This window comes from Microbulbifer mixtoriginis (SeqCode), assembly GCF_052466765.1.
Genome location: NZ_CP174289.1, coordinates 1,766,777 through 1,782,055, shown reverse-complemented (window position 1 = coordinate 1,782,055; position 15,279 = coordinate 1,766,777). Strand labels below are relative to the sequence as shown.

At 50.2% G+C, this 15,279-nt stretch carries 12 protein-coding genes; 6 read left to right on the top strand and 6 right to left on the bottom strand.

Annotated elements, in window-relative coordinates; translation table 11 throughout:
* Positions 1 to 199 precede the first annotated feature (199 nt).
* Together ACJJIV_RS07840 and ACJJIV_RS07835 are read right to left on the bottom strand one after the other, a co-directional pair.
* The gene (locus ACJJIV_RS07840; protein ID WP_444883753.1) at positions 200 to 2,269 is read right to left on the bottom strand and encodes a M13 family metallopeptidase; all 2,070 of its coding nucleotides are present in this window, start codon (positions 2,267 to 2,269) and stop codon (positions 200 to 202) included.
* 202 nt (positions 2,270 to 2,471) lie between these two features.
* Complete coding sequence (locus ACJJIV_RS07835; protein ID WP_444891349.1) at positions 2,472 to 3,707, bottom strand: TonB family protein; 1,236 nt, start codon at positions 3,705 to 3,707, stop codon at positions 2,472 to 2,474.
* 343 nt (positions 3,708 to 4,050) lie between these two features.
* Between ACJJIV_RS07835 and ACJJIV_RS07830 the strand changes: the two genes are divergently transcribed.
* The 4 genes from ACJJIV_RS07830 (at position 4,051) to ACJJIV_RS07815 (ending at position 10,440) form a co-directional block, all read left to right on the top strand.
* Positions 4,051 to 4,749 carry a cyclic nucleotide-binding domain-containing protein gene (locus ACJJIV_RS07830; protein WP_444891348.1) on the top strand — a complete coding sequence of 233 codons (699 nt, stop codon included), beginning with the start codon at positions 4,051 to 4,053 and terminating at the stop codon, positions 4,747 to 4,749.
* A gap of 268 nt (positions 4,750 to 5,017) precedes the next feature.
* Positions 5,018 to 6,205, top strand: a complete 1,188-nt coding sequence (locus ACJJIV_RS07825) for an efflux RND transporter periplasmic adaptor subunit (protein ID WP_444891347.1) — start codon at positions 5,018 to 5,020, stop codon at positions 6,203 to 6,205.
* Between the two features lie 2 nt (positions 6,206 to 6,207).
* Positions 6,208 to 9,360 (top strand): efflux RND transporter permease subunit, encoded by a 3,153-nt coding sequence (locus ACJJIV_RS07820; protein ID WP_444891346.1) that lies wholly within the window; start codon positions 6,208 to 6,210, stop codon positions 9,358 to 9,360.
* A gap of 114 nt (positions 9,361 to 9,474) precedes the next feature.
* Positions 9,475 to 10,440 carry a phosphoribulokinase gene (locus ACJJIV_RS07815; RefSeq protein WP_444891345.1) on the top strand — a complete coding sequence of 322 codons (966 nt, stop codon included), beginning with the start codon at positions 9,475 to 9,477 and terminating at the stop codon, positions 10,438 to 10,440.
* A 70-nt stretch (positions 10,441 to 10,510) separates the two neighbouring features.
* Here the strand turns inward: ACJJIV_RS07815 and ACJJIV_RS07810 are convergent, their stop codons facing one another.
* Together ACJJIV_RS07810 and ACJJIV_RS07805 are read right to left on the bottom strand one after the other, a co-directional pair.
* Positions 10,511 to 11,431 carry a hypothetical protein gene (locus tag ACJJIV_RS07810; RefSeq protein ID WP_444891344.1) on the bottom strand — a complete coding sequence of 307 codons (921 nt, stop codon included), beginning with the start codon at positions 11,429 to 11,431 and terminating at the stop codon, positions 10,511 to 10,513.
* Between the two features lie 1,484 nt (positions 11,432 to 12,915).
* Entirely contained in the window at positions 12,916 to 13,320 is a 405-nt protein-coding gene (locus ACJJIV_RS07805) for a hypothetical protein (protein WP_444891343.1), read from the bottom strand.
* Between the two features lie 157 nt (positions 13,321 to 13,477).
* On the opposite strand from ACJJIV_RS07805, the gene ACJJIV_RS07800 reads away from it, so the two are divergent.
* Together ACJJIV_RS07800 and ACJJIV_RS07795 are read left to right on the top strand one after the other, a co-directional pair.
* Positions 13,478 to 13,930 carry a methylglyoxal synthase gene (locus ACJJIV_RS07800; RefSeq protein ID WP_444883759.1) on the top strand — a complete coding sequence of 151 codons (453 nt, stop codon included), beginning with the start codon at positions 13,478 to 13,480 and terminating at the stop codon, positions 13,928 to 13,930.
* Between the two features lie 185 nt (positions 13,931 to 14,115).
* The gene (locus ACJJIV_RS07795; RefSeq protein WP_252084556.1) at positions 14,116 to 14,538 is read left to right on the top strand and encodes an ExbD/TolR family protein; all 423 of its coding nucleotides are present in this window, start codon (positions 14,116 to 14,118) and stop codon (positions 14,536 to 14,538) included.
* A 23-nt stretch (positions 14,539 to 14,561) separates the two neighbouring features.
* Here ACJJIV_RS07795 and ACJJIV_RS07790 read toward each other — a convergent pair whose 3' ends face one another.
* Together ACJJIV_RS07790 and ACJJIV_RS07785 are read right to left on the bottom strand one after the other, a co-directional pair.
* A complete protein-coding gene (locus tag ACJJIV_RS07790; RefSeq protein WP_444891342.1) occupies positions 14,562 to 14,927 on the bottom strand; it encodes a tryptophan 2,3-dioxygenase family protein in 366 nt (121 codons plus the stop codon).
* A 58-nt stretch (positions 14,928 to 14,985) separates the two neighbouring features.
* Complete coding sequence (locus ACJJIV_RS07785; RefSeq protein ID WP_444891341.1) at positions 14,986 to 15,162, bottom strand: tryptophan 2,3-dioxygenase family protein; 177 nt, start codon at positions 15,160 to 15,162, stop codon at positions 14,986 to 14,988.
* Positions 15,163 to 15,279: the final 117 nt, after the last annotated feature.

The following is a 15,279-nucleotide window of genomic DNA, read 5'->3' as shown; positions in this document are numbered from 1 at the left end:
CTTATGAAAGCACGCCATCCATCTTAAGCTATTGCGGCAAAGATTTGTCCATCCTGTAGTGTTGATGAAATGGATGGTACAAGAATGAGGAAATATTAGGAGAGAGGGAAACTTCGAGGAAAATATTGAGAGAAACCGGCCGCCGGGGCGGCCGGTAGAGCGGAAAGCCGGTAACAGATGGCAGGATTATTGCCAACGATTACCAGATCTTCACGCGCTCCTCTTTCGGCAGGTACATACCGTCACCTTCTTTAATATCAAAAGCTTCGTAGAAAGCTTCGATATTGGGGAGGACCCCTTTCACTCGGTACTCAGCAGGAGAATGGGTATCCACCTTCATACGGCCGCTCAGAGCTTCATCGCGGATCTTGCTACGCCAAACCTGTGCCCAGCCCATAAATACGCGCTGATCGCCGGTGAAACCGTCGATGACCGGTGCTTCTTTGCCGTTCAGGGACATTTTGTAGGCTTTATAGGCGATGCCGAGGCCGGACAAGTCGCCGATGTTTTCACCCAGAGTCAGCTTGCCGTTGATGTGCTCATCTTCTAAGGGCTCGTAGGCGTCGTATTGAGAGACCAGCTTACTGGTAAGGCTCTCAAAGTTATTGCGGTCAGAGTCAGTCCACCAGTTATTTAGGTAGCCTTTGCCATCGAATTTACTGCCCTTGTCATCGAAGCCGTGACCGATTTCATGGCCGATCACACCACCGATACCGCCGTAGTTCACTGCATCGTCGGCATTCATATTAAAGAATGGCGGTTGCAGAATTGCTGCGGGGAACACGATCTCGTTCATTGCCGGGTTGTAGTAGGCATTCACGGTCTGTGGGCTCATGCCCCACTCACCGCGGTCGATGGGCTTGCCCAGTTTGTTGCGATCATAACTGGCCTCAAACATATTGGCTGCCAGCACATTGCCCACCAGGTTATCGGCATCTACCTTGAGGGCGGAGTAGTCGCGCCACTTGTCCGGGTAGCCAATCTTGGTGGTGAAGTTTTCCAGCTTAAACAATGCCTGTTTGCGGGTGTCCTCACCCATCCACTCCAAGGACTCGATGGATTCACGGTAGGCGGCTTTCAGGTTGTCCACAAGCACAGTCATACGCGCTTTAGCTTCCGGTGGGAAGTACTTTTCAACGTAGCGCTTGCCGACCAGCTCACCCACTGCGCCATTCACAAACTGGGTGCCGCGCTTCCAGCGAGGTTCCATCTGCTCTACGCCGTGGAGTTTGGTGTTGTAAAAATCGAAATGTGCCTGGGCAATCTCACTGTGCATGTAAGGCGCCATGGCGGAAAGTACCTTGACTTTCAGGTAGCGCTTCCAGGTGGCCATATCGGTGTCGACAATGATCTGATTAGCGGCTTCCAGGTACTCGGGCTGGCCCACAATAAAGCTGTCAGCCTTGGCCAGTTTGGCTGCGCTTAGGTAGCTGTTCCAGTCAACTGCGGGCATCAGCTTTTTCAGCTCCGCAGTGGATTTCTTGTTGTAATACTTTTCGGGGTCGCGGTTGTCCAGGCGTGTACGGTGATGCTTGGCGAGGCTCTCTTCCAGCTTGAAGATTTTCTTGGAGAACGCTTCGGCATTATCCAGCTGGCCTAACTTTTGGATTTCTACCAGATACTCTTTATAGGCCTTGCGCAGCCCCTTGCTCTTCTCGGTATCTTCGAAATAGTAGTCGCGGTCCGGCATACCCAGGCCGGCCTGCCACAGGTAGAAAATATAGTTTTCGACCTCTTTCAGGTCTTGGTAGATGCCGCCACCGAAGGGTACGTCGTAGCCGGCGATATCAGCGTAGGCGAAATAGTTGGTCAGATCCTTGCGGGTCTTAATTGCGTCGATTTTGGCGAGTTCGGAGGAGACGGCGGTAATGCCTTTCTTTTCAATCAGCTTTTCATTCATAAAGCTGTTGTAGAGGTCACCGATCTGCTTGGCATCTTTGCTGCTGGCGCCTTTACTGGCCTCCATGATCAGCGTTTTAACTTGTTCTGTGCTTTTGTCTCTCAGGGTTGTAAAGCCGCCCCAGAGGGATTTATCTGCTGGAATTTCGGTGTTCTTTAGCCAGGTGCCGTTTACATAGGCGAAGAAGTCATCCTGTGGGCGAACACTAGTATCCATCGCGGTGAGGTCGATACCGGAAGTGAGCTGCTGCTGTTCAGCAGTGGCCTTATGGTGGCTGGAGCCACTGTGATCGTGGGCGTGGGCTGTTAGTGACAGCTGGGTGCCGGCGAGAATGCCTGCAATAGCGACAGGTAGTAATAGTTTTTTCATTTCGGCTCTTTTGGCTAAATTTTGCACAGTTGTATCAAACGTACATGGTAAAAGGGGACAGTAAGGTTGGGCAAGAGGGCTGCGTTTAGCGGCGGATGGATTGCGGCAGATGGTGGCTTGGCTAATTTGGTTAGGAGTTACAAATTTAGCGAAATTTCTTAGTAAAAAGCCCCACAGAGTGGGGCTTTTGCGAAAGAGTGGGTCAGTCGGGTAGATTGAAGGTAATCGGCAGTGAGAAGCTGAAAGTCTCCTCGCCCAGCTGGGAGGGTACTGCGGGGTATGGCGCCGCTCTCTCTACCGCAGCGCGAGCTTCACGGTTGAGAGTTCCAAAGCGGGATTCTTGCACTGCCTGAATCTCCTCTACTTCGCCGCGGGTGTTAATAACCACATTCAGGCGCACACTACCTTCCTGGCCCCGCTCCTGGGCGCGTTTCGGATAGCGAATATGACGGTAGGTGTGGCGCAGTAGATTGGAAGTGTAAATTTGGCGAGCCAAGATCATACCGGCGGTTAGGGGGGCCTCTTCTTCCTCCTCAAACTCCTCACCCATTTCTGCCAGCGCTATATCCTCGGGGCTGTTTGCGGCTAGTTGGATAGGCTCGCCGCTACTTTCGTTTTCCTGCTGCAGGGGGGCTTCCTCTGTCTGTGAGAGCCCATCGGTGGCTTCAGTCTGAGCTACCTGCTCTGTGATTTGCTCGGCCACCTCCAACACTTCGGAGCTTGCCGGAGTCAGAGTCATGGTGGGCGGGGCGAGATCCACCTCAACCAGTGTGGGCTTGGATAGCTCCTCCTCTTTCTGTGGTGCCTGCGCCGCCGCCAGGGCTTCCTCTTGGCTAATCAACTTCAACTGCAGTTCGGCGATCCGCTCGCTGCTGGGCTCTAGGCTCTCAAAAGTGGAGCGCAGGGAGTCGGGAATATTTCCGGCAGAGAGCAGTCCGTCACGAAAATCTGTCGAGGGGGGGACAGGGCCGATCCAGGCGCGCAGCAGGGTATTGAAGAAATCCGGATTGGCTATCTCACCGAGGGTGATGCCATTCAGGGAAACCGAAGTGATACCGCTGTCGGCGGCAAAATCGATGGCTAGCTGGTCCCCGCGGTGCAGACGGCCTTTAAACAGGTTGGCAAAGGTCACCATATCCTCCGCCTGACTGCTCAGGGTGTCACCGCGGTTATTGATGGCGATACTTTCCATCCACTGGTTGCGGAAACGGCGCGCGGGCAGGCTTTTGGCGAGCACCCGTACTTCCAGGCGTCGCGGTGTCTCTGGGTTGTAAAGGCCGGCTGAATCACTGGAAAGACTCTCCGAGTAGACAGCGGCTATATAGAGTTCTTTGTTAAATTGTTGTTCGAGCGCAAGGCCATTTAAGAGCGGTGCAGCTGAGGTAGTTACAGCAAATGTTAACACCCAAAGTGAGAAGACAATTTTTATCGATTTCATTGTTCTATGGTGTCTGCATGTCCGGACACTCGGGTCCCGGTAATTAAGATTGAGGTGTCCCTCCCCGGTGCACACAAATCAGATGAAATAGTGCGCATTCAAAGTGTGAGTGAGCACACTGTACTCAACACTTCGCCTAACTCTACTGCAACTGGAATGGAGTTCAAGCCTGGAGAGGTTAGAATGCCCCCCTTCGCAGGATCGCGGGTGCCGAGTGGGAAACGATTGTCATAGCCAACGATGTGTGTGGCAGATCGATATCGTTTAGAATCCGGCATCGCTAAGTGGCATCGGCCACACTTTTAGAAAAAATGGAAAAGTTTTCACTAATTTTGCGGTATCTATGGAAACCAAGCCCCTTATTGACTATCCGCGGGAAGCTGTCGATAAGCTTCTTAACGTCATTCATCTGTTTCGAGATATTCGTGCGGCCAGTGAGTGGCAGTACGATGTATTGTTAAAGCGCTCCCGACTTTTGAGTTTGGAACCTGGTGAACAGCTGCTGCGCGCCGGCGACGTGGATCAGTGGGTTTTTTTCCTTTTGCGGGGAGAACTGCAGGTTCAAGTGGAGGGCAGTGGGCTTAATGGCGAGCGTCCCCTGGCGGTTATTCGCCCAGGGGAATTATTTGGCGACCTCTCTATGTTGTTGGCAGAGCCTCGTAGCGCGAATATTTTTGCTGCGCACAATAGCCGCGAGACCCAGGTGCTCGGGCTCGATTGCTCCCTGTTTGGGGATCTTGAAGATTTCACTCTGCTGCAGTTGCCAACAAAATTGACGTTTTATCGCAATATGGTGCATTCGCTGCGCTGGAAGTTGGAAGTGTATCGCTCTAAGTACCCCAGCCATCAACTGGCCGACAGCCATCGCAAATTAAAGCTTTACACAGGGCCGAAGAATAGCCGCGAAGAGTTAGTTGCCCTGGCCGAACAGGCAAGGGCTCTGGCCAGAATACTTCTCGATTGGAATGCGGAATTTGGTTCCGGTGAACTGATTGATGATGAGTCAGATATGCTGGGCTTTTTGGAATCGATGCTGTCTTAATTCTCACTAAATGATGCGGTCGGAGTGCCCTGTGAAGACAGTCTGACCGATTTCCCCTCTTTGCTCCACGCGAAGCACCTGCCCCTTCTTATACTCAATTTACTCAGACATCGACTGATGTTACCGGCCCCGCAGCCTTGTCAGCTGGTCTATTTCTCTGAAAATTCAATTTAGGAATAGGACTGGGCTGTGTAAAATTTGGCCTACTCAAAACACTGCGCCAGCGTTGCTGCCGGCCGCTTTATTTGTGCCTGACAGGTTTCTATTTATGAGTGCACTGGTATCTATCTGGTCTAACCGAAATTATCGAATCGCATTACTCGTTACCCTACTGGCCCTTGCCTGGCTATTCAGTGGAGTTTTGCTACCTGAAGAGGATAGTGAGAGTGCGAATTCCGCCGAAAAAGCGGGGATTGTTCCCGAGGCGGCGATGCGGGTTCAGGCCCGGCGGATTGAGGCTCAGTCCTACGCGACACGGGTGTTGGTCAATGGGCATACCGAAGCAAATCGCAGCGTGCGCCTGAGAGCGGAACTGGATGGTGTTATAGCCCGGCTGCCAGTGCCAGAGGGAAGCCAAGTACAACAGGGTGAGGTGATCTGTGAAATCGAAGCGGAGGACCGTCTGGAAAAACTGGCCCTGGCCGAAGCCGCGCTCAATAAAGCGCGTCTGGATTATGCTGGCGCTGAGCGGCTAAAAAAGAAAGGCTTGCAGTCCGATACGGCCATGGCTCAGCAGAATGTTGCTCTGGCGCAAGCGCAGGCGGATTTCACCTCGGCCAAGGTGATGGTGGATAACTTGAAAATCCGCGCGCCTTTTGCCGGCGTGGTCAATAAGCGCGCAGTAGAGCTGGGTGATTTTATTCGCCGGGGAGAAGAATGTGCGACCCTGCTGGATTTGGATCCAATTCTGGTAGTTGGTGAGGTCTCCGAGAATCAAGTGGGCAATTTAGTGCCCGCGGGCCCGGCCAGTGCAGAATTACAACGTGGTATTCCGGTTCAGGGTAAATTGCGTTACATCAGCCAGCAGGCTCAAGAGATCACCCGCGCTTACCGTGTCGAGGTGGCAGTGAATAATCCCGGCAACTTGCTGCGCGGTGGTTTAAGTGGTCGCTTGGCTCTGCCCACCGGTGAAATACTGGCACACCATATTAACTCCTCACTACTGACTCTGGATGACAGCGGCACACTGGGTGTGCGGGTGCTCAATGAAAACAATCGGGTCGATTTTATCAATGTCACTTTGGTGGGTGATGGAGACGGGGGTGTTTGGGTCAGTGGCCTGCCGGACCCGGTTACTCTGATCACCGTCGGTCAGGAATATGTGAGCCAGGGCGATATTGTCAAGGTGGAAATGTCTCCACCAGAACCTGCACTCAGTGTGCAATCCCAGCCTGTGGATATCACCCCTGAGCCGGTTTCAGTGCCCAGTGCACAGGATGATCAGGAAGGTAACTAGCGATGAAATTATTGGAGAATGCGATTGCGCGCAATCGCAGTGCCATTTGCCTGATGTTGCTGATTGTCTTAGTGGGGCTTGTGGCCCGCGGTGCTATGACAATTGAATCTAGCCCTGAAGTGAATCCGCCATTTGTTATGGTGCAGGTTACCCATGAGGGGATTTCTCCCGAGGATGGCGTGCGCCTTTTGGTGCGCCCCTTGGAGCAGGAAATCCGTGCGGTCGAGGGAGTTGTCGAGGTGATTGCAGTCGCCCGTGAGTCCCTGGCCTATATCGTGGTGGAATTTGACTCCGCAATTGATGTGGATGATGCGGTGGATGATATACGCAACGCGGTGGAGAGGGCCCGTGCAGAGCTGCCAAGGGATGCGGAAGAACCCACCGTTGAGGAGGCATCGGCGCAACCTTTTCCCACCATTGTGGTTACCCTCTCTGGGGAAAAAGTTAGTGAGCGGGTACTGCTCAGTAGTGCCCAGTTACTTAAGCGCAAAATAGAAAATATCAGCGATGTATTGAGCGCAGATCTACACGGTAATCGCGAAGAGGTAGTTGAGGCAACTATTGATCCGGTGCGCCTGGAACACTATCAGGTGACCAGTGCAGAGCTGATTAACGCGGTGCTGGGTAATAACTTGCTGATTCCCGCAGGAGAATTGGATACGGATCGCGGGCGCTTTTCTGTCAAAGTTCCCGGCCTGATTGAGAGTGCACAGGATGTTTATGAGATCCCGTTAAAGAATTCGGCAGATGGCGTTGTTACCCTGGGTGATGTGACCGATATTCGCCGCACCTTCAAGGATGCTGTGAGTTTTACCAGCATCAACGGTCGCCCCGGTCTCGCTATTAATGTCGAGAAACGCAATGACGCCAGCTCCGTAAATGTGGCAGATCGGGTCAGATCGGTTGTGCAAGAGGAGCTGGGAGCTTTACCCCAAGGCGTAAAAGTGGAGTTTGTTTTTGACCAGTCCAACTTTGCGCGGGATATGGTCAGTGAAATGCAGGGCAATATTCTTACCGCAATGCTGCTGGTAATGATTATTGTGGTGGCTGCCCTGGGTTTCCGCTCAGGCATTCTGGTTGGATTGGGAGTGCCATTCTCGCTGCTGTTCGGTTCTATCGTCACCTGGTATCTGGGGTACTCCTTTAATTTTATGGTGATGTTCGGCATGTTACTGGCCCTCGGTATGCTGATTGATGGTTCCATCGTGATTACCGAATTTGCCGATCGAAAAATGGCAGAGGGTTTGAGTGCTCGTAACGCTTATATCGCATCGGTCAGTCGTATGTTTTGGCCGGTTGTCGCCTCAACGGCAACTACGCTCGCCGCTTTTCTTCCGATAATGCTGTGGCCGGGAGTGGTCGGCGAGTTTATGCGCTACCTGCCGGTGACTGTCTTTGCGGTATTAGCGGGATCACTGCTCTATGCACTGTTTTTTGCTCCGGTGCTGGGCGCTTTATTTGGCAAAAGTAATTTAACAGCTTCAACGCGTAGTTACTTAAAGCAGTTAGAGGAGGGGCAGCCCACGCTCCTACCGGGAATTACCGGTTACTATGCCCGCCTCTTGGCTTTTGTCTTGCGTCGCCCAGGGATGGCCTTTAGCACCACAATTGTTCTCTTGGTCTGCATATTTATTGCTTTTGGCCGCTTTGGTGCCGGGGTTGAATTTTTCACCGAGACCGAAGAGCAGTACGGCAATGTTGAGATTAGAGCGCAGGGCAATCTCTCCATGGCGGAGAAGAAAGTGCTGGTCGCCCAAGTGGAAAAAGCGGTCCTGAGTATTCCAGAAGTACGTATAGCGCACACGACAATCGGTTCCGGTGGAATTTCCGGTAACTCCGATCGTGCCCCGGACCAGATTGCCAATATGTTGGTGGAGCTGCTGCCGGCTGAAGAGCGCGAGCGGCGCAGCCGGGAAGTTTTCGAAGATATTCGTGCGCGCACAGCAAATTTTGCAGGGATCAAGGTTACGGCTAACGTAATGGAAGGCGGCCCGCCAGTTGGCAAAGATATTGTGTTAGAGCTACGCGGGCAGAACTATGAAAAATTATTGGCCGAGACTTGGCGACTACACCGGGCAATGGAAGATGATTTCGGTGGTTTACGAGATATAGTCAATACTGCACCACTGCCAGGGATTCAGTGGGAGGTGCGGGTGGATCGTGCCAAGGCCTCCTTGTATGGAGCTGATCTGACTGAAGTAGGACGAGCGGTTCAGCTGGTAACCAACGGTGTGCGAGTGGCTGAATACCGCCCCGATGATACTGATGAAGAGGTGGATATTCGTATTCGTTACCCGCAGAGTGCTCGCGGTATAGCCGCTCTTGATCAACTCAAGGTCAACACTCCGCGCGGTACAGTGCCTATCAGCAGCTTTGTACATACAGTGGCCATGCCGAAAGTAGACAAAATTGAAAGGATCGACGGCATTACCCGCATGCAAGTAAAAGCTGACGCCCAGGAGGGTGTGTTGCCAGACGATAAGGTCAAAGAAATCCGGGCTTGGCTTGAGCAGAATCCGGTAGATCCAAGCGTGGAGTTATTATTTCGCGGTGCGGATGAAGAGCAGAGTGAGTCCTTTCAGTTTCTAGGGGTGGCTTTTCTACTTTCACTGTTTTTGATGTTCATCCTGTTGGTAACCCAATTCAACAGTTTTTATCAGTCATTGCTGATCTTGTCTTCGGTGATTATGTCGACGATTGGTGTGATGTTGGGTTTGTTACTTAGCCAGAGCACCTTCAGTGTCATCATGACTGGAGTAGGGATCGTTGCCCTCGCGGGGATTGTGGTTAACAACAATATTGTTTTGATCGATACCTATAACTTTGTACGTAAAAGTGAGCCTAACCTTAGCCCCGCAGAGGCGGCCCTCAAAGCTTCCACGCAGAGGTTACGCCCGGTATTTCTCACTACTGCGACGACGATTTTAGGTTTGTTGCCGCTAGCCCTAGGTGTGAGTGTCGACATGGTAGGACGAAATGTTGTGGTCGACGGTGTAATCGCATCATTCTGGGTCAAACTGGCCAGTGCTATCGTCTATGGATTGTCCTTCTCCACACTCCTGACGTTACTGGTGACCCCGGTTCTTTTGGTTTTGCCTGGGCATTTGCGCAGCAAACTCTCTTGGAGAAAGTTAGCAGGTCCTCGATTGAGCTAGCATATTCAGTATTAAATTATTCTTGTGATCACTTTTTGCGGGGGCCATGGCCCCCGTTTCTTTATGGTGAATAAGCGGCTTGATTAAAAATTGGAGCAGAATCTGGAGGGAAGATTGGGAAACAAGTTAGAGACTGGAATATGTCGCTGGCCGGAGGAAATTATCAAACTTAGCCGTGAATTAGCAGGGACAAGTCTACGGCAGGTGATTGGTAGTTTTATTCAGAGGCACCAACTGCCAGCAGATTTTTCTCATGAGATAGAGGCCTATTACTTGCCATTGGCTTTATGGCTCATGAAAAGACGCAAGGAAGGGCAGACCCTGATTGTGGGGATTAGTGGTGGGCAGGGCACTGGCAAGTCAACGTTATCAGACTTTATTTGCCTGATCCTGGCGAAACAGGGGTTCAACTGCTGTACTTTTTCTTTGGATGACATTTACCTGACTCATTCCCAGCGGCTGCAGCTCTCCCAAGAGGTTCACCCGCTCTTGCGCACCCGCGGAGTACCGGGCACTCACGATGTTCAATTGGGGTTAGATACTCTGGATGCTCTTTGCAGTGCTGGAGATCAGTCACAAGTTTCTCTGCCACGTTTTGATAAATCCAAAGATGACAGGGTGCCCAGTAACCTTTGGCCTGTGCATAGTGGCAAGGTGGATATTGTATTACTTGAGGGATGGTGTCTCGGCGCTAAGGCATCGATAACACCAATTCGGCCTATTAATTCATTGGAGAGGTTAGAGGACACTTCCGGCAGCTGGAGACGTTTTATTAATCAGCAACTGGAAGGGATCTATCGCGAACTATTTCAGCGCGTGGATATCATGGTGATGCTGTGTGCTCCTGGAATGGAGTCAATTTTTGAGTGGCGCAAACTACAGGAACAAAAGTTACGTAAACGCACAGGGGCGGGGATGGAGGAGTCTGAGCTGGACCGCTTTATTGAGCACTATGAACGGATAACACGAAATCTGTTAATTGATATGCCTAACTGGGCCGATTGCATTTTGTATTTGGGGGAGGATCACCACATACGCGCGGTCAGTATTGGTGCTCAAATCGGTGAGTGCAAAGGATAGCCCCCGGGCTTGCCGGGGGCGGTTCAGCGGGCGCTGTTGTTCCCGCTGAACAAGCTAAGTGAGTTACTTATTACTTAGCCTTGGGCGGACGACCACGGCCGCGCTTTACAGGAGCAGCTTCAGTTGCAGCTGGGGCTGCGGCTTCGACTTTTTTGGGGCGCCCTGGCTTTTTCTTGGCTGCTTCGCTTTTGGCAGGGCGACCGGGCTTCTTTTTCGCAGTTTCTGCCTTTGGCGGGCGGCCGCGACCGCGTTTTACAGGAGCAGCTTCAGTTGCTGCGGCTTCTGTTTCTGCTTTCTTTGGACGGCCAGGCTTTTTCTTGGCAGCTTCGGTTTTGGCTGGACGACCGGGCTTTTTAGCTTCTTCGGTTTTCTTTGGGCGACCCGGCTTTTTCTTGGGCTCTTCAGTAGTGGCTGCAGCCTTAGGAGGACGGCCTGGCTTCTTCTTAGCTGAGTCAGCTTTGGCTGGGCGACCGGGCTTTTTCTTTACCGCAGCAGCTTTTTTCTTCTCTGCAGTGGCAGCTTTCTTGGCAGCAGCTGCAGCTTTTTTGGCTTCTGCTGTAGCTTGCTTCTTCTCTTCGGCTGCCAGCTTCTTAGCGATAGCGGCTTCTTCTTTAGCGACGACTTTGGCTACTTTAGCTGCAAGCTTGTTTGCAGCTTTAATGCCGGCCAGCTCTTCTTTTGCTTCTGCAGCGGCAGTTTTGGCCTCTGCAGCGGCAGTTTTGGCTGCAGCAGCAGCATCACGCGCTTTTTTCAGCTGGTTTTGCTGGGCCGGGGTTTTCTTCTTAGCGCGGACAGCGGCAACTTTTTCTTGAGTCGCTTTAGCTTTTTCTGCGGTTTTCTTGGCACTGTTTGCCAACTTTTCTACTTTAGCGGTCAGGTCCTTCTCTTGTTTGAGACGGGCACTTTCCAGTTTTGCGGTAAGGGAGCGCAGCTCCGCTTCCAGCTGTGCAACATCGCTAGTGGCGACTGCGGATACTTTTTTTGTAGCCATTTAAATTTCCCTGCAAATGTATTGTTTTGTTAAATGGGGGCATTCCTATCAATTATTCTCAGCCATCTTCCCAGTGAAATGCACTGTCGAAGACGTCTGTTTTCGGCAGAAAACAATTGATAGTGAGTCCCCCCAAGTGAGCGGCGCTAATTGCAGCTTATTTGTATACCTAAATGCAAGTGTTTTATATGGAATTTTGCTATTTCATGTAAAAAAAATCGTTTTTTTTTATATATTTTCAATTTGAGGACCTAAAAAGAGAGTCGTAGTAGGTATTTGCGCAGTAAAGAAGGCTTTTGTTTTACTCTCGTTACATAAACTGAAAGGTGTAATTGCAAGTGAATAGTTGAGTAATTTCCTATGGTTTATTGATGACTCTCGTTTTTGTATAAGAGATTAAACTGGAGAGCACTTACAGTTCCGATTTAGCGCAAACCCAGGTAGTGGGGTTAGTGTGTTGAGCAAGTAAAGAGTTAACAAAACTTAACGGACTGTTATCGACAAATGCTTAAGCTCGGAGCCTGCGACTATGAATCATTGCAGTCTTTATCAGATGTAACCCTACCGCGCTGAGTTAATGTGGCTGAATACTGATTTCACTATAGTGAAAGTGACTCTAACCATGCCTTAAAAGCTCTGGCTTCTTAAGTGGAGTAAAAGTAGTGGCTGGCTCTGGAGAAATGCCCACTCTTTTCATGGGTCTCTAGTCTGGATGCACTGTCTAACAGAAGAACTTTGAAAGCCGTGGATATTACTATCCTGCACCTGCGAGAGGTTAGGGATGTCAAAGTTCAGCTGAGCCGTCGCGGATCAGTAAGGCACTTCTTATGCGTGTACATGTAGGCTTTGATTAATTAGATAGCCTCTTTATTTATGGGGATATTACTCTGTTTAGGTGAGTTAAGAGAAAAGCTCGGCGGTTAAGCTGGATATTGGCCAAGAATTTTCCCATTGATGCCAACAGCCGATCTGAATTCTGGTTGAGTTTTGAGTGTTTGTGGCTATCTTGAAATAGTCGTAGGAACTAATCGCTTTGTTGCAGACTAACTCAACTGGTCTGTTAACTAAGTATCAAAAAGTTAGTGGGTATTTGCTGAGTGTTAAAACGCTCAAGAACATTCACTTGGGTAACTGGGATAATGAAGGCTTTAAAGTAAATTCTTTGTTATCTAGTGACAGGTTGAGTCTTTTGTAGAGTCATCACTTCCTGGAGCTAAAAGTATGCTTCCTAAGTAGGCATTGCTATGAATAGCCTTAGGGGGCTCAGTTTAATGCTGGGCAGAGAATTCTAGGTTAACAAGATATTCCCTTGCAGTGGTTTCTGATAGTGATGGCGATTGCGGTGAATTAGCTGAAAGTTTTCAAGGTATCTTAATACCGCTTGGAGATGGATTCTTCTTTATAAAGAGTTGATAACTTAAGCAGAGACTTTGGTGATAGAGGAAGGGATTGCGGCTCTATCACCGTGTCTTGGTATCTAAAGGTTACAGTGGCCCGTAGGGAAGGTAGCGGTTATTGGAGTGTTGACGAATCCAGAGAAGTTGTTCTTTTTGTAATGGTGCTTTGCGTTGGCGCAGCTCTTTGGCCAGGGGAATGACAGCAGACTCTGCCCCGGCATCCCAGCCGGTCAGTTCCATTTCTGCAAGGGTGAAGAAGCGTATGAGTTGCCATAACTGCTCGTTGTCCCAGTGTTGGCTCTCTTCTAACCATTGCTGAGCCGGCAGGCGAATCAGCTTTGAGGCCTTTAAGTCATCTTTATTTAGATTTGCGCTTAGGCTGTTATCAGAGGCGGCAATACTGATAAGCCTCTGCAATTGATCCCGGTCGAATTCCCACTGGTTTTCTTCTTGCCGGCCACTCACCTGTGGCTCCCAGGCTCCTACACTCATATTCTCTCCTTACTTAGGTACGAGGTTTTCACCATTATACCGAGGTGAACCTACTTCTGTGGGGAGCAATTCCTTAATACTTCGTGGGGTGGAGTAGAGGGAACAACTTCCGTGTGATTGGGATAATATAGAAGAGTTACTTTTTATTGAGGTCCTTATGGAATTTATCTCTAAGGCGTTACCCGCGAGTAAACGGATCGCCCTGGTCGCCCACGACAACCGCAAGGGGACCTTGATACAGTGGTGTCTTCGTCACCGTTATCTTCTGGAGAAGCACAGTCTTCTGGCTACGGGCACAACTGGCGGTAAGATAGAGGAAGCTACCGGTCTCAAAGTAGAGAAGCTATTGAGCGGTCCCCTAGGGGGGGATCAGCAGCTTGGAGCTCGAATCAGTGAAGGCAAGGTAGACTTGCTAGTCTTTTTCTGGGACCCCTTTGAGCCTATGCCTCACGATCCAGATGTCAAAGCACTGTTACGTATTGCTGCCGCTTGGAATATACCCGTGGCCTGCAATTCGAGTAGTGCAGACATGATTGTTCAGTCGACCCTAATGGAGCGTGAGTTTGACCGGGAGGTACCGGATTACCAGCGTTATCTGCAGCAGCGATAGTCGGATCTTTCGATCAAAAAATGATCTGATTATTCAGTTTGCTTTCTTAACTTATTGATTTTAAAGGGTTATTTCTATTGGTTATAGGTTGTACTTGCAATGCCTGGCGATTCGCGGCAATCTTGCCCACCAGATGAGACCGGTTAAACCGGCACCCTTGGTATTTGATAACAGCACGGTGTTTTATGAGTAGACGACGCGGAAAGGCCGTAGAAGAAGAGAAGGCGGATATCGACCTAACGCCCATGCTGGACGTAGTGTTCATCATGTTGATCTTCTTTATCGTAACGGCGTCCTTTGTAAAAGAGAAAGCGTTGGACGTAAATGTGCCTGATCCGAACCAGACCCAGGACAACCCGCCTGATTCAGATAAGCAAAACATCCTGCTGGTTGTGAACGCCAATGATGAGATCAGTCTTGCTGGTAGCCGTATTGATAGTCGCGCTGTTCGTGCCCGTATCGCGCAGCTGTATGCCGAGAACCCTCAAGCTATTGTGATTGTACGTGCGCATAACAAGTCGAGTGCGGATACTTATGTACAGATCGCGGATGCTGCTAAGGAAGTGAATCCGGCTATTCAAGTTTCCCTGGTGCCTTTCGAGAAGTAAACCAGAGAGAAGCGAGCGAGCCTTCACATTGCATAAAAAAAGCCAGCAATATGCTGGCTTTTTTTATGCCTGCTGCTAATTACTGAGACCCCGCAACGGGAGCCTTCAATAGCGCAGGAAAGGCGAACGGTAAAAATTGCTTTTTGCCCGCTCATGGCCGATCCGCCAGTACCTGCTTTGCTTCCATCCTTCGCTCTACCATTATTGTTGTAAATAACAGTCGATATCGAGCAGCCCTCACAGATCTCATTCAGCAGGGGATCATTGTGATAGATACCAATCAGAACCTTTATCTCGCAGAACTGAAATGACTGAAAGCCGCTGGCGGTTGAGAGCCGGTCCCTGAAGGATAAGAATTCCAGTAGTGTCAGCGTTTCAAGAATATCCACTTATTGAATCAGCGTACGGTAAATTTTATCCACTCGCTTAAGGGGATGTAAGGCGCGGTCAACTGAAGAGCCATACCAGGAAGCTCTGTTCATGTAACATCTGCTTCAACCAGAGCTCGAAGCTCTGGTGTTTCACAATAAACAGAGGTTCATCGTGCTTAGAGCCATCTGATAGGGGCTTCTGGCACCCTAGCAGCTCGTCTATTTTCAAGTATGAGCTATAAGTGAGAGTCATTTGGTAAATTCTGGTCGAGTTTTGATCAACGGCGAAATAATGCTCTCTTTAATCTGTAAGGATCAAAACATAACTTTTGCCAAAGTGATTAATATGATCCTCAATATCAGGCCCGGA

Excerpts from the sequence above, each read along its gene's own strand:
- ACJJIV_RS07795 (WP_252084556.1), top strand. The coding sequence starts at position 14,116 with ATGAGTAGACGACGCGGAAAGGCCGTAGAAGAAGAGAAGGCGGATATC.
- ACJJIV_RS07820 (WP_444891346.1), top strand. The coding sequence starts at position 6,208 with ATGAAATTATTGGAGAATGCGATTGCGCGCAATCGCAGTGCCATTTGC.
- ACJJIV_RS07830 (WP_444891348.1), top strand. The coding sequence starts at position 4,051 with ATGGAAACCAAGCCCCTTATTGACTATCCGCGGGAAGCTGTCGATAAG.
- ACJJIV_RS07835 (WP_444891349.1), bottom strand. The coding sequence starts at position 3,707 with ATGAAATCGATAAAAATTGTCTTCTCACTTTGGGTGTTAACATTTGCT.
- ACJJIV_RS07785 (WP_444891341.1), bottom strand. The coding sequence starts at position 15,162 with ATGACTCTCACTTATAGCTCATACTTGAAAATAGACGAGCTGCTAGGG.
- ACJJIV_RS07800 (WP_444883759.1), top strand. The coding sequence starts at position 13,478 with ATGGAATTTATCTCTAAGGCGTTACCCGCGAGTAAACGGATCGCCCTG.
- ACJJIV_RS07810 (WP_444891344.1), bottom strand. The coding sequence starts at position 11,431 with ATGGCTACAAAAAAAGTATCCGCAGTCGCCACTAGCGATGTTGCACAG.
- ACJJIV_RS07840 (WP_444883753.1), bottom strand. The coding sequence starts at position 2,269 with ATGAAAAAACTATTACTACCTGTCGCTATTGCAGGCATTCTCGCCGGC.
- ACJJIV_RS07825 (WP_444891347.1), top strand. The coding sequence starts at position 5,018 with ATGAGTGCACTGGTATCTATCTGGTCTAACCGAAATTATCGAATCGCA.
- ACJJIV_RS07805 (WP_444891343.1), bottom strand. The coding sequence starts at position 13,320 with ATGAGTGTAGGAGCCTGGGAGCCACAGGTGAGTGGCCGGCAAGAAGAA.